Origin of the sequence: Lentisalinibacter salinarum (genome assembly GCF_040706555.1) — a bacterium.
In the GTDB taxonomy this organism is placed as follows: domain Bacteria; phylum Pseudomonadota; class Gammaproteobacteria; order Steroidobacterales; family Woeseiaceae; genus Lentisalinibacter; species Lentisalinibacter salinarum.
In genome coordinates, this window is the sequence record NZ_JAPDRH010000003.1 from 928256 (window position 1) to 947901 (window position 19646).

General features: G+C 68.2%; 15 protein-coding genes and 1 tRNA gene. 2 read left to right on the forward strand and 14 right to left on the reverse strand.

Annotated features, from left to right (window positions below):
- Positions 1 to 15: 15 nt before the first annotated feature.
- The 8 genes from ACJMKZ_RS14795 to ACJMKZ_RS14830 all read right to left on the reverse strand — a co-directional run bounded on the left by ACJMKZ_RS14795 (position 16) and on the right by ACJMKZ_RS14830 (position 11092).
- Positions 16 to 780 carry an SDR family oxidoreductase gene (locus tag ACJMKZ_RS14795; protein ID WP_405233973.1) on the reverse strand — a complete coding sequence of 255 codons (765 nt, stop codon included), beginning with the start codon at positions 778 to 780 and terminating at the stop codon, positions 16 to 18.
- 42 nt (positions 781 to 822) lie between these two features.
- Positions 823 to 2619, reverse strand: a complete 1797-nt coding sequence (locus tag ACJMKZ_RS14800) for a PHA/PHB synthase family protein (protein ID WP_405233974.1) — start codon at positions 2617 to 2619, stop codon at positions 823 to 825.
- A 257-nt stretch (positions 2620 to 2876) separates the two neighbouring features.
- Positions 2877 to 3674, reverse strand: a complete 798-nt coding sequence (locus ACJMKZ_RS14805) for a TIGR03084 family metal-binding protein (protein ID WP_405233975.1) — start codon at positions 3672 to 3674, stop codon at positions 2877 to 2879.
- A 27-nt stretch (positions 3675 to 3701) separates the two neighbouring features.
- Complete coding sequence (locus ACJMKZ_RS14810; protein WP_405233976.1) at positions 3702 to 4841, reverse strand: NAD(P)H-dependent flavin oxidoreductase; 1140 nt, start codon at positions 4839 to 4841, stop codon at positions 3702 to 3704.
- 33 nt (positions 4842 to 4874) lie between these two features.
- Positions 4875 to 6866 (reverse strand): acetyl/propionyl/methylcrotonyl-CoA carboxylase subunit alpha, encoded by a 1992-nt coding sequence (locus ACJMKZ_RS14815; RefSeq protein ID WP_405233977.1) that lies wholly within the window; start codon positions 6864 to 6866, stop codon positions 4875 to 4877.
- Entirely contained in the window at positions 6863 to 7669 is an 807-nt protein-coding gene (locus ACJMKZ_RS14820; RefSeq protein WP_405233978.1) for an enoyl-CoA hydratase/isomerase family protein, read from the reverse strand. Before ACJMKZ_RS14820 ends, ACJMKZ_RS14815 begins: the two co-directional genes overlap by 4 nt.
- Before the next feature lie 2 nt (positions 7670 to 7671).
- Positions 7672 to 9294 carry an acyl-CoA carboxylase subunit beta gene (locus ACJMKZ_RS14825; protein ID WP_405233979.1) on the reverse strand — a complete coding sequence of 541 codons (1623 nt, stop codon included), beginning with the start codon at positions 9292 to 9294 and terminating at the stop codon, positions 7672 to 7674.
- Between the two features lies 1 nt (position 9295).
- Complete coding sequence (locus ACJMKZ_RS14830) at positions 9296 to 11092, reverse strand: acyclic terpene utilization AtuA family protein (protein WP_405233980.1); 1797 nt, start codon at positions 11090 to 11092, stop codon at positions 9296 to 9298.
- 104 nt (positions 11093 to 11196) lie between these two features.
- Here ACJMKZ_RS14830 and ACJMKZ_RS14835 point away from each other — a divergent pair, with 104 nt between their 5' ends.
- Complete coding sequence (locus tag ACJMKZ_RS14835; RefSeq protein WP_405233981.1) at positions 11197 to 11895, forward strand: TetR/AcrR family transcriptional regulator; 699 nt, start codon at positions 11197 to 11199, stop codon at positions 11893 to 11895.
- Between the two features lie 125 nt (positions 11896 to 12020).
- On the opposite strand, the gene ACJMKZ_RS14840 is transcribed toward ACJMKZ_RS14835, so the two are convergent.
- Positions 12021 to 13490: a coniferyl aldehyde dehydrogenase gene (locus tag ACJMKZ_RS14840; protein WP_405233982.1), complete on the reverse strand. Its 1470-nt coding sequence runs from the start codon at positions 13488 to 13490 to the stop codon at positions 12021 to 12023.
- 175 nt (positions 13491 to 13665) lie between these two features.
- Here ACJMKZ_RS14840 and ACJMKZ_RS14845 point away from each other — a divergent pair, with 175 nt between their 5' ends.
- On the forward strand, positions 13666 to 15201 hold the full coding sequence (locus ACJMKZ_RS14845; protein ID WP_405233983.1) for an acetyl-CoA acetyltransferase: 1536 nt from the start codon (positions 13666 to 13668) through the stop codon (positions 15199 to 15201).
- 101 nt (positions 15202 to 15302) lie between these two features.
- Here ACJMKZ_RS14845 and manA read toward each other — a convergent pair whose 3' ends face one another.
- The 5 genes from manA to ACJMKZ_RS14870 form a co-directional block, all read right to left on the reverse strand.
- Positions 15303 to 16541 (reverse strand): mannose-6-phosphate isomerase, class I, encoded by a 1239-nt coding sequence (manA, locus tag ACJMKZ_RS14850; RefSeq protein WP_405233984.1) that lies wholly within the window; start codon positions 16539 to 16541, stop codon positions 15303 to 15305.
- Positions 16525 to 17157, reverse strand: coding sequence for an aminoacyl-tRNA hydrolase (gene pth, locus ACJMKZ_RS14855; protein WP_405233985.1), 633 nt, complete (start codon positions 17155 to 17157; stop codon positions 16525 to 16527). Before pth ends, manA begins: the two co-directional genes overlap by 17 nt.
- Positions 17158 to 17243: 86 nt before the next feature.
- The gene (locus tag ACJMKZ_RS14860; protein ID WP_405233986.1) at positions 17244 to 17939 is read right to left on the reverse strand and encodes a 50S ribosomal protein L25/general stress protein Ctc; all 696 of its coding nucleotides are present in this window, start codon (positions 17937 to 17939) and stop codon (positions 17244 to 17246) included.
- A 532-nt stretch (positions 17940 to 18471) separates the two neighbouring features.
- Positions 18472 to 19410, reverse strand: a complete 939-nt coding sequence (locus ACJMKZ_RS14865; RefSeq protein WP_405234175.1) for a ribose-phosphate diphosphokinase — start codon at positions 19408 to 19410, stop codon at positions 18472 to 18474.
- A gap of 94 nt (positions 19411 to 19504) precedes the next feature.
- Positions 19505 to 19579: transfer RNA gene (locus tag ACJMKZ_RS14870), tRNA-Gln, on the reverse strand.
- Positions 19580 to 19646 lie beyond the last annotated feature (67 nt).

Genomic DNA, 19646 nt, shown 5'->3' on the forward strand with positions numbered 1-19646 from the left:
GGGCTGAAGCCCCTCCTACAGTCTCAGGGCGCCGTCCACCTCGATGCAGCGGCCGTTCACGTAGTCGTTTTCCAGGATGAACTGCACCGCGTGGGCGATCTCGTCCGGGTCACCGACGCGGCCGGACGGTATGCCTTTCGTGAGTTTCTCGCGGGCCTCCGGCTTCATGGACATGACCATCTCAGTGCCGATGAATCCCGGCGCGATGGAGGCGGCGCGGATGCCGTAGCGGGCGAATTCCTTGGCCCAGACGACGGCCATGGCCTGCACGCCAGCCTTGGTGGCCGAGTAGTTCACCTGGCCCATGTTGCCGGCGCGGGAGATGGAGGAGATGTTGATGATGCAGCCCTTCGAACCCGTGGCGATCATCTTCGCCGCCGCCTCTCGACCGCACAGGAACACGCCGGTGAGGTTCACGTCGATGACCAGCTGCCACTGATCCAGCGACATCTTGGAGACCAGCTCGCCGTCCTTCACCTTCAGTGTCAGCGCATCCCGGGTGATGCCGGCGTTGTTGACCAGCCCGTGCAGCGCGCCGAAATCGTCCCCGATGTCCTCGAACAGGCTGACCACCGAATCCTCCTCGGCGACATTGGCCTTGTAGACGGCCACCTGGGGCGAGCCGGCCTTCTCGCATTCCGAAGCGGTCGACTTCAGGGCATCCTCGTCCAGGTCCACCAGCGCCAGCTTCGCGCCGCGGGAGGCCAGGCGGAGAGCCATCGCGGCGCCGAGTCCGCGCCCGCCGCCGGTGATCGCAATGGTCTTGTCTTTGAGGTCCATGGGGATGATTGCTCCTCGTTGTCGTTATCGAATGCGTGTCGTTCAGCCGAAGACGTACTCGCCCGGGGCATCGCGCAGCGGGCGATAACCCTTGCGCGGCGCACCGATGGACGGCGGTTTCACCCGGCTGGTGGTCTGCGCGTCCAGCCACGCATCCCACACCGGCCACCAGGAACCGTCCTCCGGCGGCGTCTCGGCCAGCCAGCGCTCCGGCGCGATATAGCTCTCGCCCGGCGCTCGGGTGCGCAGGCGGTAGCGGCGCCGCGGGTGGCTGGGGCCGCTGATGATACCTGCATTGTGGCCGCCGCTGGTGAGCAGGAAGGTCACCTCCGCGTTGCTCAGCCGGTTGATCTTGTACACGGACTTCCACGGCGCCACGTGATCGGTCTCCGTGCCGACGACGAACAGCGGCACGTCGACGGCGTCCAGGTGCACCTTCTCGCCGTCCACCTCGAAGCGGCCCTCGGCCAGATCGTTATCGAGGTACAGCCGGCGCAGATACTCGGAATGCATGCGCGGCGGCATGCGGGTACCGTCGGCGTTCCACGCCATGAGGTCGTTCAGTTGCGGCTCCTTGCCGAGCACGTAACGGTCGACCGCGGGCGCGTATACGAGATCGCTCACCCTGAGCGCGGCGAAGGCGCCGCCCATGTTCTCGACGCCGAGATAGCCCTGCTTCCACATGAAGCTGTCGAGGAACGAGACGATGCTGTCGGAGAGGAACAGCCGGATCTCGCCGGCCTCCGTGAAGTCCGCCTGGGCGGCGAAAATGGTCAGCGACTTCAGGCGCTCGTCGCCGTCCCGGGCCATCTTCGCCGCGGCGATGTAGGCCAGTGTGCCGCCGATGCAATAGCCCACCAGGTGGATCTTGCGCCGCGGCACGATGGCGCTCACGGCATCCAGCGCGGCCATGATGCCCAGGTTCAGGTAATCGTCCATGCCCAGGTCCCGGTCGGCTTCGGTCGGGTTCTTCCACGAGATCATGAACACCGTCTTGCCCTGCTCCACCAGGTAGCGGACCAGCGAATTCTTCGGCGAGAGATCAAGGATGTAGTACTTCATGATCCAGGCGGGCGTGACCAGCACCGGCTCGGCGCCCACCTCCCCGGTCTGCGGTGTGTACTGGATCACCTCGATCAGGCGGTTCTCGTAGACCACCTTGCCCGGCGTCACTGCCACGCTCTCGCCGGGCCGGTAGGCCTCGACCCCCGGCGGCGGCTGGTTGCGCGCCTTGCGCAGTTGATCGTCGACCAGATTGCGCGCGCCGCGCAGAAGGTTACGGCCGCGTTCGGCAACGGTGGTGTGAATGACCTCCGGATTCGTGATCGGCACGTTCATCGGCGAGGCCAGGCTGAGGATCTGCTGCGCCATGAACGCGACCAGCTGTTCGCGGGAGCGGTCGACGCCGTCCACGCCGGTGGTGGCCTCCTGCCACCAGTCCTGGCTGAGCTGATACCCCTGAGCCATCACGTTGAACGGCCAGCGCTGCCAGGCCTCGCCCTGCATGCGCCGCTCCGTGATCCGCGCCGGCGGCTCCCCGCCGCGGCCGAACATGGCCTTGACGTTGTAGATACCCAGCTGGACGGTCTTGCGTATGAAGCTCTGGGCGAGCAGCGCGAGCTTCCCGGGCGAAAGGCTGAGATGCACCAGCCAGTCGAGATAGGCCAGCGAGAGTTCCACCGGCGACATGCCTCGTGTGGCCCGGGCGATCAGCGAACGCACCTCCCGGTCCAGCTTCTCGGCGTCCTGCCTGCCGAACGGCTGATATTCCCTGACGAAATCGTCCAGTGATGCCGCCAGGGAGGTCCCTTTTTCTTCTTCGCCGCCGTTGTCAGTCATGGTTTCGGCCCCCGCATCGCGCACAAACAGGCTTGCCCGATGCTACAGGCTTTTTGCGCTGCAGCAAGTCGGGTAAACCGAAACACACCGCGGTAGGAGGGCCTTCAGGCCCGACCCGCTGTGGGAGGGGCCTGAAGGCCCGATCCCCTTCCTTTATGGCCGCCCTGCGGGGGTCGTCCGGACCGACTGGAGCCAATGGACAATGGCAGGAGCGGCTTCAGCCGCGATTGATCGGGCCTGAAGGCCCTCCTACGTGGTTATTTCACCGTGTGGCGGGTGCCTGGTTCGGGTGGGTCTTCCGGCGGGCCGGCAAAGCACTGGGCCATGGCCATCCAGCGCACGGCGGTCTCGCCCTTCACGTCGAGGCTGGTGTCGGCGACGTTGCGGGTCTGGGTCACCACCTGGCAGAACTCGGTGGCGTCGCCGGCCACGTAGTTCACGTCGCTCGGCTCGTTGAACTCCCAGACGGCGCCGGAGGGCGCGTCGAGGCGCACGAACGGCGGCTGCTCCGGTATCTCCAGGCCGCGATTGCGGAAGGTCCAGCCGAAGGTGTTGACGCCGAGGACGGCGATGTTCTTTATACGGTCGGCGTCCCGGCGCACCACGCCGAGTTCGTCGTACACCTCCTGGCCGTGGGCCCAGGTCTCCATGTGCCGGGCGGTGATGGCCGAGCGCACGCTCATGTCCGGGCCGGCCCATTGCACCCGGGCCTTCGGATCGGCCTCGCCGAAGCGCTCGCACATGGGCAGGTAGAACTCCCGCCAGGCTTCCAGCAGGGCGTGGCCGGCCAGTTCGCCGCGCCACTCCCGCTCGAAAGCCCGCATGCCGCCTTTCTGCGCTGCGGCCATCACTTCGGCCAGGAACTGCCGGAATGCCTCCGGGTCCGCCAGCGACAGCGCCGCCGCCCGGTTCCAGATGTGCAGGTGGCCGATGACGTCGTCGATGGTCCAGTCCTTGAACTGGGTGGGCCGCGCGAACTGCTCGTCGCCCAGCGGCGCAAGCAGCTGGTACAACGCCTCACTCTCGTCGCGGAAATCGATCACCTGCTGGAACATGACTGCCTCCCGACTGGCCGAATGGCTTCAGTCGTCCAGGAACTCGCCGAGCCGCTCGTAGGCGGCGAGGAAATCCTCCTGGAACTCCTGCACCACGGCGCGCACGGACTTCTCCTGATTCATGAGACCGACGCCCTGACCCACCCAGTACGTGGCCAGCTCGCCCGCGCCGGCGTGACCGCCCTGGGCCAGCTTGTCGAGCTTCCTGAGCGCCGGCTCGCTGACCAGCGACTGCAGGGGCATGGGCAGGGGCTCGGGGCTGTCGCCGGACTCCCAGGCATCGGTCCACGGCGAGCGCAGCTGACGGGAGGGTTTCCCCGTGCGGCTGCGCGAGCGCACGGTGTCGCGCGAGCTGGCCTTCAGCATCTTCTCCTTCACCACCGGATTAGTCTCGGCCTCGGCAGTGGTGAGCCAGACGGAGCCGGTCCAGGCGCCGTCGGCGCCCATGGCCATGCAGGCCGCCATCTGACGCCCGGTCACGATACCGCCCGCCGCCAGTATGGGCACGTCGCTGATGGGCCGCACCGCCTCGCAGACCTCCGGCACCAGCACCAGCGTGGAGACGTCGCCGCAGTGGCCGCCGGCCTCGCCACCGGCCACCACCAGGATGTCGACACCGGCGTTCACCTGGCGGATGGCGTGCTCTTTCGCGCCGACCAATGCGGCGACGGCCACATCGTGCTGCTTGCCCATGTCGAGCATGATCTGCGGCGGCACGCCGAGTGCGTTCGCAATCAGCTTGATGGGATGGGAGAACGCCACTTCGAGCAGTTCGCCGGCGCCGCCCTCCTGCAGGTTCTTCGCGAAGCGCACGTGCTCGCGGCGCCCGTCCTCGAGGTCGTCGGTGGGGATGTCGCGGCTCGCGAGCAGGCCGGCTGCGAACTGCTTGTGCGCTTCGGGCACGGCGGCGAGCAGCTGGTCCTCGTCGACGGCCTGACCCTTGCCCTCTACCTTGTTGGGCACGATCAGGTCCACGCCGTAGGGCTTGCCGTCGACGTGGTCGTCGATCCATGAAAGTTCCTCCTCGAGCCGGTCGGGCGGCAGCGTCACCGCGCCGAACACGCCCATGCCCCCGGCACGGGAGACGGCCGCCACCACGTCGCGGCAGTGGCTGAAAGCGAACAGCGGGAACTCGATGCCGAGTCGCTCGCACAGGGCTGATTTCATAGATTCCTCCAGTCAGTCAGGGTCGCCGGCGGCTCAGGCCGCGTCGTCGTCCGCCGGCTCGATCTCCAGCATCAGTTCGTCGGCCGCCACCTGCCGGCCGGCCTCGCAGTGCACGACGGTCACCACGCCGTCGATCTCGGCGCGCACCTCGTGCTGCATCTTCATGGCTTCCAGCACCAGCAGCCGGGTGCCTCGCGTGACGCTCGCGCCGGGCGTGACCGCGATCTCGGTGATCAGCCCGTGCATGGCGGCGGTCACCCGGCCGCCGCCGGCCTCCTCGGCCGCCGCAACGCTCTCTCTCAGATTCTCGAACGCCGCGGCGCGCCCGTCCACCGACACGTGGATGAACCCCGGCCGGGACAGGTGGAACAGCACGTCGACGATGCGGTCGTCGATGGCGACGCGCGCCCGGTGCGCTTCGCGCGCGAGGATACGCAGCCGCCATTCGCCGCCCGCACCGGCCACCGTCACCGTGCCGTCGGGCGCGGGACTGACGGCGAGATCGACCGGCTCGCCGTCCAGCTCGTAGCGGTATCGGGACACCAGCCGGCCGGCGCTCGACCAGCCCAGCAGCCGGGGCGATACCCCGACGCTGGCCGCCAGCGCGGCCTCGCCGGCCAGGGTGTATTCCAGCAGCGCCGCGACGGCGGCATCGGCCGGCCCCGGACCACCGCCGAACGCCCCCGCGCCCTGCGCATCGAGGAAGGCCGTCGTGGCCCGGCCCTCGACGAATTCCGGCCGCCGCAGTACCTCGACGAGGAAGTCCCGGTTGTTCGTCACGCCGAACAGGGCCGTGCCCTCCAGCGCGCGGATCAGGTTCAGCCGGGCGGCGTCCCGGGTTTCGCCGTGGCTGATGATCTTGGCCACCATCGGGTCGTACCAGGGCGAGATCTCCGAGCCCGTCCCGACACCCGCATCCACCCGGATGCCCCCGCCCGAAGGCGGCGCCCACAGGTCGATGCGGCCGGTAGCCGGCATGAAACCCCGGGCGGGATCCTCGGCGTACAGGCGCACCTCGATGGCGTGACCCCGCAGCGCGACCTCGTGCTGCTCGATACCGAGCGCGCGGCCCTCGGCCACCCTGAGTTGCAGCGCGACGAGGTCGAGCCCGGTCACCATCTCCGTCACCGGATGCTCCACCTGCAGCCGGGTATTCATCTCCAGGAAATAGAATTCCCCCGACGCGTCCAGCAGGAACTCGACGGTGCCGGCGCCACGATAATCGATGCTGCGGGCCGCATCCGCCGCCGCGGCGCCCATGGCCTCGCGCAGTCTCTCGGTCATCACCGGGCAGGGCGCCTCCTCCACCACCTTCTGGTGGCGGCGCTGCACGGAGCAGTCCCGCTCGCCCAGGTGGACGACGGCGCCGTGGTCGTCGGCGAACACCTGGATCTCCACGTGGCGGGCGTCGACCACCGCCTTCTCCAGGATCAGCTCGCCGGAGCCGAAGGCGCTCTCGGCCTCGCTGCGAGCCATGGCGAGTGCGGGAACCAGCTCGGCTTCGTGTTCGACCCGGCGCATGCCGCGGCCGCCGCCGCCGGCGGCCGCCTTCACCATGACCGGATAGCCGATGTCACGGGCGGCGGCGGCGAAGGCTGCGTCGCCCTGGTCCTCGCCCTCGTAACCGGGCACGCATGGCACACCCGCCTCGATCATCCGCCGCTTGGCCGCCGCCTTGTTGCCCATGAGCTCGATGGCGCCGGCGGGCGGGCCGATGAACGTCAGCCCCGCATCGACGCAAGCGCGGGCGAAGTCCGCGTTCTCCGCCAGGAAGCCGTAGCCGGGATGCACGGCGTCGGCGCCGGCAGTCTCCGCCGCGCGCAGCACGGCCTCGATGTTCAGGTAGGACTCGGCGGCGGGTGCCGCACCGATGCATTCGGCGGCGTCGGCCAGGCGCACGTGGGGGGCGTCGGCATCCGCCTCGGAGTACACCGCCGCGGCCCGGCGCCCCGTCGCCTGCACGCCGCGGATGATGCGGCAGGCGATCTCGCCCCGGTTGGCGACGAGGATACGCTCCAGCGTCACGGCGACCAGCCCGGTTTGCGCTTCTCGACGAAGGCGGCCACGCCCTCGCGCCCCTCCTCGCCCAGCATGCACTCGGCGAAGCGCCGGGCGGCGAGATCGGTCATGGCCTCGGCGTCCAGGTGGACCGCCGCCCGCGCCAGTTCCTTGGTCACGGCGATCGCGCCGGGCGCGCAGCGCAGCACGTCCGCGCGGATCACCGCCTCAAGGGTCTCGAGTTCGTCGGCGTCGTTGGCGAGGAAGTCCGCGATGCCGATTTCCTTAGCACCGGCCCCGTCGAACTCGGCGGCGGTCAGCATGATACGCCGCGCGGCGGCCAGGCCGATGCGCCGCACGACGTAGGGCGCGATCTGCGCCGGCGGGATGCCGAGACGGGCCTCGGTCAGGGCGAAGCGGGCGTCGCGGGTGACCACCACCACGTCGCCGCCGCACACCATGCCGAGGCCGCCGGCGACGGCCGCGCCCTCCACCAGCATCACCACCACCTGGGGCATGGAGTCCACCATCGCGAACAGCTCGCCGCCTCGGCGGCTGGCCGCGGCTACGTCGTCGGCGCTCTGGCCGCCGCCCTGGAAGGCCGCGCGAAAGCCCTTCACGTCGCCGCCGGCGCAGAACATGCCGCCGCGGCCGCGGAAGGTGATGCCGCGCACCGCACGGTCGTCGCGCACCGCTTCCAGTACCGCGATCAGCTCCTCGATCATCTCGGCGGAGAGCGCGTTCCTCGCCTTCGGCCGGTTCAGCCAGATGGTGAGCCAGCCGCCGGCGAGCTTCAGATCCAGGTTCTTCGTGTCGGGCAGGTCGCTCATGGTTACATCCTCGCGATGCCGAAGCTGTTGCGTTTAACCGTCCGGTTCCTCGCCTCCCACACCGTCTCGAGCATGAAGCCGAGCGTGCGGCGGCTGTCCCGGGGATCGATCATGCCGTCGTCCAGCATGTGACCGGAGGTATAGAAGGCGCTGGACTGGGAATCGAAGTGCTCGGCGAGGCGCCGTTCCTGGGTCTCGACCTCCGCCGGGCCCAGTTCCCGGCCCTTGGCCTTCGCCGCGGCCCGGGTCACGATGGACATGGTGGTGGCCGCCTGGTCGCCGCCCATGACGCCGGTGCTCGCGTTCGGCCAGGTCATCAGGAAGTCCGGGTCGAGGCCGCGGCCGCACATGCCATAGTTGCCGGCGCCGTAGCTCGCCCCGATCATCAGCGTCAGCCGCGGCACCGAGATGTTGGTCACGGCCTGGATCATCTTCGAGCCGTGCTTGATCATGCCGCCCTGCTCGTAATGCTTGCCCACCATGTAGCCGGTGGTGTTCTGCAGGAAGACCACCGGCAGATCCGACTGGTCGCAGAGCTGCAGGAACTGGGTGGCCTTGGTGGCGCCGTCAGGGTCGATGGGTGCGTTGTTGGCGAGGATGCCGCAGGCCTGGCCGTGGATCTCCGCCTGCACGCAGACCGTGCCCGCGCCGTAGCGGGGCTTGAAGTCCAGGAAGTCCGAGCCGTCGACGATGCGGGCGATGACCTCCCGCACCTCGTAGGGCCGGCGATAATCCAGCGGCACGATCCCCGCGATTTCGTCCGGGTCGAACAGCGGCTCGGCGCCGCCGCGCGCCGGCGGCCGCGGGCAACGGTCATTCCAGGCGAGCCGGGCCACCACCTCGCGTGCGATGAGCGCGGCGTGGGCGTCATCCTCGGCCACGTACTCGACCAGGCCGGATACGGTCGAGTGCATCTCGGCGCCACCCAGTTCCTCGTCCGTGGCGATCTCGCCGGTGGCCGCCTTCAGCAGCGGCGGACCGGCCAGGAACGCCTTCGCCCGGCCGCGCACCGCGATGACGTAGTCGCTCAGGCCGGGCATGTATGCGCCGCCGGCCGTCGACGAGCCGTTGAGGATGTTGACCACCGGGATACCGGCCGCGCTCAGGCGCGCCAGGTTGGCGAAGAACGTACCGCCGTCCAGAAAGCCGCTCACCTTGTACTGCATGAGGTTCGCGCCGGCGCTCTCGACGCTGTGCACGAAGGGCAGTTTCTGCGCCAGCGCGATCTCCTGACCGCGCAGGATGCGGTAGGCGGTGGGTTCGGTGAGCGAGCCCGCCTGGATGCCGCTGTCGCTCACGGAGACCACACAGCGCACGCCGGCGATGAAGCCGATGCCGACGATCACGTTGCCGCCGGGCAGCGACTTCTCCTCGTCGCTGGTGTCGTAGAGATAGCCGGCGATGTTGCCGATGGCGAGGAACGGCATGCCGGGATCGAGCATCGCCGACAGGCGTTCCCGGGGGGTGAGCTGGCCGCGTTCCTCGAAGCGGGGCCGGCGCTGCTCGGAGATGGCGGCGCTGCGGGCATTGAGGCCCTCCAGCTTCTCGATCAGGCCGAGCATGCCGGCGCGGTTGTCGGCATAGCCGTCGGCGGCGGTGTCGATGCGGGAGTGATAGACGGGCATGTCAGAGCGTCTCCGCCAGCGCGGCCGGCACGGTGATGGGATGGTCCAGCAGGACCTGGGCATAGCCCTTGCCCTGGGGGTCGTTCCGGAGGCTCGCCACGCCGCCGCCGCCGAGCACGTCGTGCAGCAGGAAGTTCACGGCGTTCGAGCCGGGCAGCAGGAAGCGCTCGACCGGGCCGCGGAGGAAGTGGGCGAAGCGGGCCGCGACCGCTTCCTCGGTGAGGGCCGCCCAGATGTACGGCAGGTACTCGGGTCGGCGGGCGATGATGCCGATGTTGGCCTTGTCGCCCTTGTCGCCGCTGCGGCCCCAGGCGAGTTGCACCAGCGGCACCTCGACGGTGTCGCCGGCGAGATCGGGCGAGGCCGGCGGCACCGGTCGACGGATGGCGTCGGCATCTAACGGGGCGCCGGGCGGCGGTTCCACGGGACCGGTGGCGCCGTCGACGTCGACGGTGACCGGCACGTCGGTCTTCGGGTACAGGAAAGAGAACAGGCGCACTACCGGCGAGGGCTTCGGCCGGCCGCCGCCGGAGAACAGCGTGAGCCCCGGCGGCGCGCTGAGCGCCGCGCCGATCGTCTCCTGCAGTAGCGCGCCGACGCCGCGGGGGTCGGTGTGTTTCGCGGCGATCTTCAGCGTGACCTCCCGGGCGCCGGCGATGCGCCGCGCGGCGCCGTAGTGGCTCTCGTCACCGAAGACCTCCACGAGGATCTCGGTGTAGTCGTCCAGGCCCTGTTGCGCGAGTCGGCCGCGGGCGCGGGCGAGTGCGGCGTCCGCATAGGCGCGCGCCTTGCGCTCGGCATCGAAACCGTAGAAGAACAGGAGCTGGCCGCCGCGGTAGCCGTCGGCGTATGTCGCGCTCACCTTGTAGGTGTCGGTCGGCGGCCTGCCACGGGCGCCGCTGACGCGCACCCGGTCCGGGCCGGCCTGCTCCAGCATGACACCGGAGAAGTCGCAGATCAGGTCGGGCAGGACGTAGGCCTGCGGGTCGCCGATCTCGTAGAGCATCTGCTCGGCGACGGTGCCGATACTGACCAGACCGCCGGTGCCTTCCGGCTTGGTGCAGACGAAGCTGCCGTCGGGCGAGATCTCCGCGACAGGATAGCCGATGTCCGCGATGCCGTCGGCCACCTGTTCCCAGTCGGTGAAGTTGCCGCCGGTGGCCTGGGTGCTGCATTCGAGGATGTGGCCGGCGACGCTGGCGCCGGCCATGGCGTCGTAGTGATCCTGCGGCCAGCGGAACTCGTGCAGGCAGGCGGCCAGGGTGACGGCGCTGTCGACGACGCGGCCGGTGACGACGATGTCGGCGCCGGCATCCAGCACGGCGGCGATGGGCAGCGCGCCGAGGTAGGCGTTCGTGCTCGCGATACGCTCGGCCGGCGGCAGAGGCGCGCCGGAGAACATCTCGCGGATCTCCGTCGCGGCCAGGTCGGCGATGCGGTCGCTGAGGTCGTCGCCGCGCACCACGCCGACCCTGAGATCGAGCCCCGCTTCTTCCACCAATGCGCGGATGGCATCCGCACAAGCGCCCGGGTTGACGCCGCCGGCATTGGAGATCACTTTGACGCGCCGGCGGGCGATCTCCACGAGGTTCGGCCGGATGACGGCGGAAACGAAGTCGGTGGCGTAGCCGCGCTCCGGGTCGGCGCCGCGGGCGCGGGCCATGATCGACATGGTGATCTCGGCGAGATAGTCGTAGACGAGGTAGTCGACGCCGGCGGCAAGCAGCTGCGGGGTGGCCACCGAGGTCTCGCCCCAGAAGCCGACCGCTCCGCCGATGCGCAGGATGTCCTTCGCCATATGCCCCTCCGGCCGGCGGCCTTCAGCCGGCGCCGGTTGACTATGAAAGCAATTCAGTATAAATGAGTCAAGTTCATTATGGCATTTATAGCCGGGAAACGAGCATGAGTAATGCCGAACCGAGAACGCGCCGCGAGCGGGTGGAGGCGCGCGAAGAGGCCATCATCGCCGCGGCCCACGAGGTGTTCCGCGAGCACGGCTTCGACGGCGCGCGCATCGCGGAAATCGCCCGGCGCGCGGCGGTCGCCGAGGGCACGATCTACCTCTACTTCAAGAACAAGGAAGCGTTGCTGCACGCGGTGGTGGGCACGTTCTACGAACGGCTGACGGCGAGTGCGGAGGAGGGCGTGCACGGGCTCTCCGATACACGCAAGCAGCTCGAGTTCCTGGCGCGGCATCACATGATCAGCTGCCTGTCGGAGTGGCGCATCATCGAGCTGGCGATGGCGACCTACCGGCAGATGTCGGAGTACGAGAGCTCAGGGTATCTGCAGTTCAACAAGACCTACGTGGCGGTGTTCGACCACGTCATCCGGGAGGGTATGAACCGGGGCGAGATTCGCAAGGACATCCCCATCTGGAACATCCGCGATCTCTTCTACGGCGCCCTGGAGTACTCGTGCCGCACCTATCTGCTGCGGGGGCACGCGGCCGACGACCTGGTGGAGATCGCGAGGAACGTCCAGCGCCTCATGCACATGGTCTGGCAAGGCATCGCGCGCGTCGGCGAAAAACCGTCCGGCCACGCAGACCTGGAGGCGATCACCCGCCGCCTGGAAACCATAGCCGCCCGCCTGGAATAGGAATAGGTGCCGGACCGAACTTTTGCAACTTTCTTGCGTTTCTTTGAAGCCGGACCGTTGTCCGGCGAGCTAAACGCCTTTCCAGAATAAGTTGGAAAAGTTGCAAAAGTTCGGTCCGGCACCCTCTACTTCTTGATTTCGCGTTTCAGGGTTTTTTGCAGCGTGTCGCCGTAGGGCGGGCGGATGCCGATGAGCTTCGCGACGCTCACCTTCGCCTGGCGGTACACCGCCTTGCGATGGCTGAACTCCCGGAAGCCGTCGATCCCGTGGTACGCGCCCATGCCGCTCGGACCCACGCCGCCGAAGGGCAGGTCCTCGTGCCCCACGTGCCAGATCACGTCGTTCAGCGTCACGCCGCCCGACGTCGTGCGCTCCAGCACCTCGCGCTCCTCGTCCCTGTCGGTGCCGAAGTAGTACAGCGCCAGCGGTCGCGGGTGATCGTTCACGTAGTCGATGGCCTCGTCGATCCCCCCATACGTCATCAGCGGCAGCAGCGGACCGAAGATCTCGTTCTTCATCACCGCCATGTCGTCGCTGACCTGCTCGATGAACATCGGCGGGATCTTGTGGCTACCCTGCTGGTGCGCGAAGTCCTCACCGGCGGGATTCAGCTCCACGATCTTCGCACCCTTCTCTTTCGCGTCCGACACGTAACCCTGCAGCCGGGTGTGGTGCCGCTCGTTGATCACCGACGTGTACTCGTCGTTCGCGAGTATCTTCGGATACATGTCGACGGCCACCTCCTGCATCGTCTTCAGCAGCTCGTCGTGCCGCGACTCCTGCACCAGGATGTAGTCCGGCGCCAGGCAGATCTGCCCGGCGTTCATCAGCTTGCCGAGCATCACATTCTCGGCCGCCTGGCGGATGTCCGCCGTCTTCGAGATGATCACCGGCGACTTGCCGCCGAGCTCCAGCGTAACGGGCGTGAGGTTCTTCGCTGCGGCCGCCATCACATGGCGGCCCACCTCCGTGGCGCCGGTGAATTTCAGGTGATCGAAGGGCAGCGTGGAGAACGCCTTGCCCACCTCGGGCCCGCCGAGGAAAAAGGCGAGCTCGCTCTCGTCGAAATACTTCGCGGCCAGCTCCGCCATGAGGGCCGAGGTGCGCTCCGTGAACTCCGACGGCTTCACCATCACCCGGTTGCCGGCAGCAAACATGCCGGCCAGCGGCATGAAGGTCAGATTCACCGGGAAGTTCCACGGACTGATGCAGCCCACCACGCCCTTCGGCTGGAAATGCACCCGAGCCTTGGCACCCAGCAGCGGCAGCGGGAAGTCCAGCTTCCGCTTCTCCGGCTTCATCCACTTCTTCACGTGCTTGCGCGCATGCTTCAGCGCGCTGACCGACGACATGATGTCGGTCATCATGGACAGCGGCCGCGGCCGGCCGCCGAAATCCGTGTCCATCGCGGCGACCAGGTCATCCTTGTTATCGATCACCAGATCGATGGCCCGGTTCAACCGATCGATACGGGTCTCGACGGGAACGAATCCCTCCTCCAGGAAGGCGCGGCGTTGTTTCTCCAGGACCGCGAGCATGTCGTCACGGGTGGGCTCGGACGTCTTGGCACGGATCTGATCTGCGACGGCGCTCATGAGTTCTCTCCTGTTGCGGCGGGTGCCAGCGGCACCGTTCCCCTGCATCGGCATTTAACCCCTCGGTTAGTCCGATCATACCGCCCGGGCCACTGCTTTTCAGCCGCGGAGCCGGTGGCAGCCGCGAGACGATGCGCTAACATTGCGCTCGTTCCGGAACGAGCGAGAGCAGACAGTGCCCCAGGACAGAACCCCGGTCATCGTCGGCGCCGGCCAGTACACCCAGAAGGACGTGGCTCCCGAGGACGCCCTGCCGCCCATGGGTATCGCCGCCGAGGCGGCCCGCACCGCCATCGCCGCCGCGGCTGCGAAGGGCGATCTGGCCGCCGCCCTGGATACCATCGCCGTCACCCGCACTTTCTCCGACTCCACGCCCCGGCGCAGTCACGACTACGGCCGCGCCACGAATCCGCCCCGCAGCCTGGCCCGGGACATCGGCGCCAACCCCCATCGCGCCGTCTATTCCGAGGCGGGCGGCGACGTGCCTCAGCGCTACGTCAACGAATACGCCGGAATGATCGCCAGCGGCGAGGCGGACGCCGTACTGCTCGCCGGCGGCGAGGCGGTCGCCACCGAGAAGGCGGCGCGCCGGGCCGGCCTCACCCTGAACTGGCAGGACGAGGTGGAGGGCCACCTGGACGACAAGGGCTTCGGCGTCATGTTTGTGGACCCGCGCGAACTCGCTCACGGCATCGGCTTCCCGGTACAGACCTATCCCCTCTTCGAGCAGGCCATCCGCGGCCGGCGCGGGCACAGCATCCGTGATCACCTGGCCGCCATGGGACGGCTGCTGAGCCCGTTCACCGCCGTGGCCGCCGAGAACCCCTACGCCTACTTTCCGCGCCGGCGCAGCGCCGAGGAAATCGCCACGCCGTCCGCCGAGAACCCCTTCATCGGCTTCCCGTACACGTTACTGATGAACGCCCGCGACGGCGTCGACCAGGGCGCGGCGCTGGTGCTCACCTCCGCCGGCAAGGCCGACGAGCTCGGCATCCCGGAGGACAACCGCGTCTACCTGCACGGCTGCGCCGACCTGCGCGACAAGCTGCTGGTGGGCGAACGGATCAATTACCACAGCTCACCCGCGATGCGGCTGGCGGGCACGGAAGCGCTGGCGATGGCCGGCATCGGCATAGACGACATCCGCTATCTCGATCTCTACAGCTGCTTTCCGTCCGCGGTGGAAGCGGCGGCCGAGGCGCTCGGCGTCGCCGAGGACGACTCGCGCGCCCTCACCCTCACCGGCGGCCTGCCCTACTTCGGCGGCCCCGGCAACAACTACACCATGCACGCCATCGCCGAAGCCTGGACGCGCTGCCGCGACAAGCCGGGCGAGTACGCGCTGGTGAACGGCAACGGCGGCTATCTTACCAAGCACTCCATCGGCATCTACTCCGCCCGGCCGTTCGAGGGCGCCTGGCAGCGGCCGGACGCCGCCCCACTGCAGCAGGAGATCGATGCGATGGAGAGTCCGGCGCGTGAGCACAGGCCCGAAGGCAGGGGCACCATCGAGACCTATACGGTGGTGTTCGGCCGGAAGGGCGCCGAGCGCGGCATCGTAATCGGCCGGCTGGATAACGGCGGAGCCCGGTTCATCGCCAACACGCCGGCCGATCCGGCACTGCTGACGCGCATGGTGGAGGAGGAGTTTCTCGGTCGCGACGGCAGCGTCTCCGCGGGCGACGTGGTCAACACGTTCACGCCCGGCTAGCTCACCCGCGACCATTTCACGCGCGTGAAGGCGCCCGGCAGGGCGGGCTCAGTCCTGCCCGCCGGCCGCCGGCCTTTTGCCCCTCATCCGCTCGTCAGCCACTAGCCGCCGGGTACGGTCGCACGGAACACGGTGGCCGGCGCCCCGGTCCGCAGCGAATACGGCACGCCGGCCGGTGCGAACAGACTCTCGCCCCGGGCGAGTCCGAACAATCTGCCGCCGCTCTCGACGGTGAGATCGGCGTCCGCGGCGGTCACGATCAGGATGTCCGCGCCGTGTGCGCGCCCGGCGTGCCACTCACCGCCTGACGGCAGGTCGATGCGGCGGAGTTCGAACTCCTCGGCGGGCGTGCGATAGACCGTTTCCACGTCGTGCCGTTCGCCGCGGATCACCTCCGCCTCGCCGCCGTCGAAGGTGACCACGTCCAGCAACTCGTCCACGTCCACGTGCTTCGGCGTCAGCCCGCCGCGCAGCACGTTGTTTGAATTGGCCATGAGCTCCATGCCGGTGCCGCGCAGGTAGGCATGCAGGTTGCCGGCCGGCAAGTAGATGCCGTCGCCGGGGGAGAGCCGCATCAGGTTCAGCAGCCACACCGAGAACAGGCCCCGGTCGTGGTGGCCGTCCCGGGAGAACTGCCGATCCGCCTCCAGCGTCCAATAGCCAAGCTCCCCTGGGTCGGACGGAGCCTCGCGACGCAGCCGCTTCACCAGCGGCGCCAGCGCGGCGTCCACCACGCCCTGTCCGGCGGTCATCAGCCGGCGGTAGAGCGCCTGCAGCCCCGCTGGCGTGGGTTCGAACTCCGCGAAGAGGGGCGCGAACTCCGGCACCTCTCGTGGCAGCGCTGCGATCTCGGCCAGCGGCCGGAAACCCCGCAGCGCGAAGAACTCCGTCAGGGCCACCAGGGCCTCCGGCTTGTGGTTCGTGTCCTTGAAGTTGCGATGGGGCGCCGAGAGGGGAATCCCGGAGGCCTCCTCGCGGGCGTAGCCCTCCTCGGCCTGCTCCCGCGTGGGATGCGCCTGGATGGACAGCGGCACCGCCGCGGAGAGGACCTTGAACAGATAGGGCAGCTCCCCGTAACGGCGCGCCGCGGCCTCGCCGAGCACCCGGCCGGGGCAGGCGGCCACCAGGCGGTCGAGCCCGAGGGTGCCGGAGCCCAGTTCCACCTCGGAGGGCCGCTCCGGATGGGCACCCAGCCAGAGCTCGGCGTACGGCTCGCCGTCTGCGTTGACCTGGCCGATCAGGTCGGGGATGAAATCCATGCTGCCCCAGGCATAGTGCTGCACGCCACCGTGCAGACGCAGCACGCGCGGGCCCTGGCAATAGTCACTCAGATCGCTCATCGCCGGCACCCGCAGGCTTCTTCGCGGGCTCGTCAGCAGGCTTCGTGTGCAGCCGGTTCATCGCCTGCTGCATGCCCTTTTCGAGCAGCACCGGCATCACGCCTGCGGCCCGGTCGACGGCCTCTCGGATCAGCCGTTCCTCGCCGGCGGGCGCGCGCCGCAGCACGTAGTCGGTGACCTCGTCCCGCTGCCCCGGGTGGCCGACGCCTATGCGCAGCCGCGGGTACTCCGGACCGATGTGCCGCGAGACGTCCCGGAGACCGTTGTGGCCACCGTGCCCGCCGCCTTCCTTCAGCCGCACGGTACCGGGCGGATGGTCCAGTTCGTCGTGGGCCACCAGGATCTCGCCGGGCTTCATCCGGTAATAATCCATGAAGGCGCGCACGGGCCCGCCGCTGCGGTTCATGTAGGAATGCGGCTTCACCAGCCACAGCTCGCCGCCGTCCACCCGCACGCGGCAGACCTCGGCATCGAAGCGCTTGTGATAAGCGAAACTGCCGCCGTGGCGCCGGACCAGTTCGTCGACGAACCAGAAGCCCGCGTTGTGGCGGGTGTCTGCATAACGGTCGCCCGGGTTACCCAGGCCGACGATCGCCTTCACGGGAGGATATTCCATGGCTTCGGCATGTTAGCGCGATTCCCCCTGCGCACAAGAAAAAGGCCGCACGCGGCGGCCTTTTTCGTCGGCACGAAGTGAGCGGATCAGTCTTCCTTCGAAGACTCGTCTTCGTCCTCGCCCTCTTCCTCTTCGCCGACGCGGGGCACTTCGCCCGCCTCCGGCTCCTCGGCTTCCTCGCCTTCCTCTTCCTCGATGACCTGACGCGGCATGTGGATGGAGACGATCACCTGATCCTCGGCATCTTCCTGGGCCAGCTCGACGATCTCGACGCCCTCGGGCACCTTGATGTCCGACAGGTGCAGGAGTTCGTCCATGCCGAGTTCGCTGACGTCCACTTCGATGTACTCGGGCAGGTCCTTCGGCAGACAGCTGACCTCGACCTCGTTGTACTGGCGGAACAGCACGCCGCCCTCGAGCTTGACGCCCGGTGCCTGCTCCTCGCCCATGTAGTGGATCGGGACGTTCATACGGATGGCCTCGCCGGCGACGATGCGCTGGAGATCCAGATGCAGGATCTTGTTCTTGGCCGGGTGGCGCTGGATGTCCTTGAGGATGACTTCCTGAGCCTTGTCACCCACCTTGACGGTCAGCACGCTCGAGTAGAAACGCTCGCTCTCGGACTGCTGCAGGACCTTGTCATGGTCCAGGGTGATGGCCCTCGGCGGCCGGTCGCCGCCATATACGATTGCGGGGAGCTTACCTTCGCGACGCAGGCGGCGGCTCGCACCTTTTCCCTGGTCTTCCCGGTACTCCGCAACCAGATCGTACTCTTCGTTCATGAGCTTTCTCCGGTCGGATGAAAATTCGCCGGAGAGCCTTGCGACCAGGCCCGCCGGCGGACCCCTCCACGAGGGGGCGCGAATAATACTGGAAAACGCGAGCTTTGTGTAGGAGGGCCTTCAGGCCCGATCCGACTGTGGGAGGGCCTTCAGGCCCGATTCCTTTCTTTCCTGGCCGCCCTGCGGGGGTATCCATCTTGCTCCCGACAAAAGGTCGCGGCGATGGATACCCCCGCATGACGGCCGTGCTCCCGGTGGCGTGGAGGAACTGCCCGTCAGATACGGTGGCTGATGGGTGCCAGACCTTTCGGCTACGGGCCCGTCAGCGGCCGGGGCGGGCTGCGGGGGTCGTCCGGGCCGACTGGAGCCAATAGACAATGTTAGGAGCGGGTTCAGCCGCGATCGATCGGGTCTAAAGACCCTCCCACACTGAGTGTCCCCCGGAGCCCGGTCCGGCCGATGGCGGGCCTACGAAGACAAAAGGACGCTGCGGTCAGAAGGGCCGGTCGGGCCTGAAGGCCCTCCTACGCGGCTAGTCGAGGTAGAGCGAGCTCACCGATTCCTCGTCGCTGATGCGGCGGATGGTCTCGGCCAGGAGCTCCGCCGTGGAAAGCTGGCGGATACGGGTGCAGGCGGTGGCTTCCTCGGAGAGCGGGATGGTATCGGTCACCACCATCTCGTCCAGTTCCGAGTTGGAGATGCGTTCCACCGCAGGGCCGGAGAGTACCGGGTGGGTGATGTAGGCGACCACGCGCACGGCGCCCTTCTCCTTCAGCACGGAGGCGGCCTGGCACAGCGTGCCGGCGGTGTCCACCAGGTCGTCGATCAGCACGCAGGTCTTGCCATCGACGTTGCCGATGATGTTCATCACCTCCGCCACGTTCGCGCGCGGCCGGCGTTTGTCGATGATGGCGAGATCCGTGTCGTCCAGCCGCTTGGCCAGCGCCCGGGCCCGGACCACGCCGCCGACATCCGGCGAGACCACCACCTTGTTGGGGTATTTCTGCTTCCAGGCGTCGCCGAGCAGGATGGGGGAGGCGTAGACGTTGTCCACGGGAATGTCGAAGAAGCCCTGGATCTGATCGGCGTGCAGGTCCACGGTCAGCACCCGGTCCACGCCCGAGGTGGCGATGAGCTTGGCCACCAGCTTCGCGGTGATGGGCACCCGCGAGGCGCGGGGCCGGCGGTCCTGGCGAGCGTAGCCGTAATACGGGATGACCGCGGTGATGCGCGACGCCGACGCGCGGTGGCAGGCGTCCACCATCACCAGCAGTTCCATGAGGTTGTCGTTGGAGGGCGGACAGGTGGGCTGGACGATGAAGGTGTCCCGGCCGCGGATGTTCTCGAGTATCTCCACGCTGGTCTCGCCGTCGGAGAACTTGCCCACGTGGGCCTTCGCCAGCGGTATGCGGAGATGACGGGCGATATCTGCCGTCAGCTGGGGATGCGCGTTCCCGGAGAACAGCGCCATGCTGCGAATATCCACCGAATCCTCCCTTGGCCCGTCCGTGACTCTTTGTTATTGCTCTTATTGACGGGCCCACTGCCTCTATGCCCGGCGACGATGGCTGGGGTGGCAGGATTCGAACCTGCGAATCACGGGATCAAAACCCGTTGCCTTACCGCTTGGCTACACCCCAGAAACCCGACCGCCGCCCCCGACGGGGGCCCTGCGGCGCGGCCCGAGGGCGGAGACCGCCGCCGGCC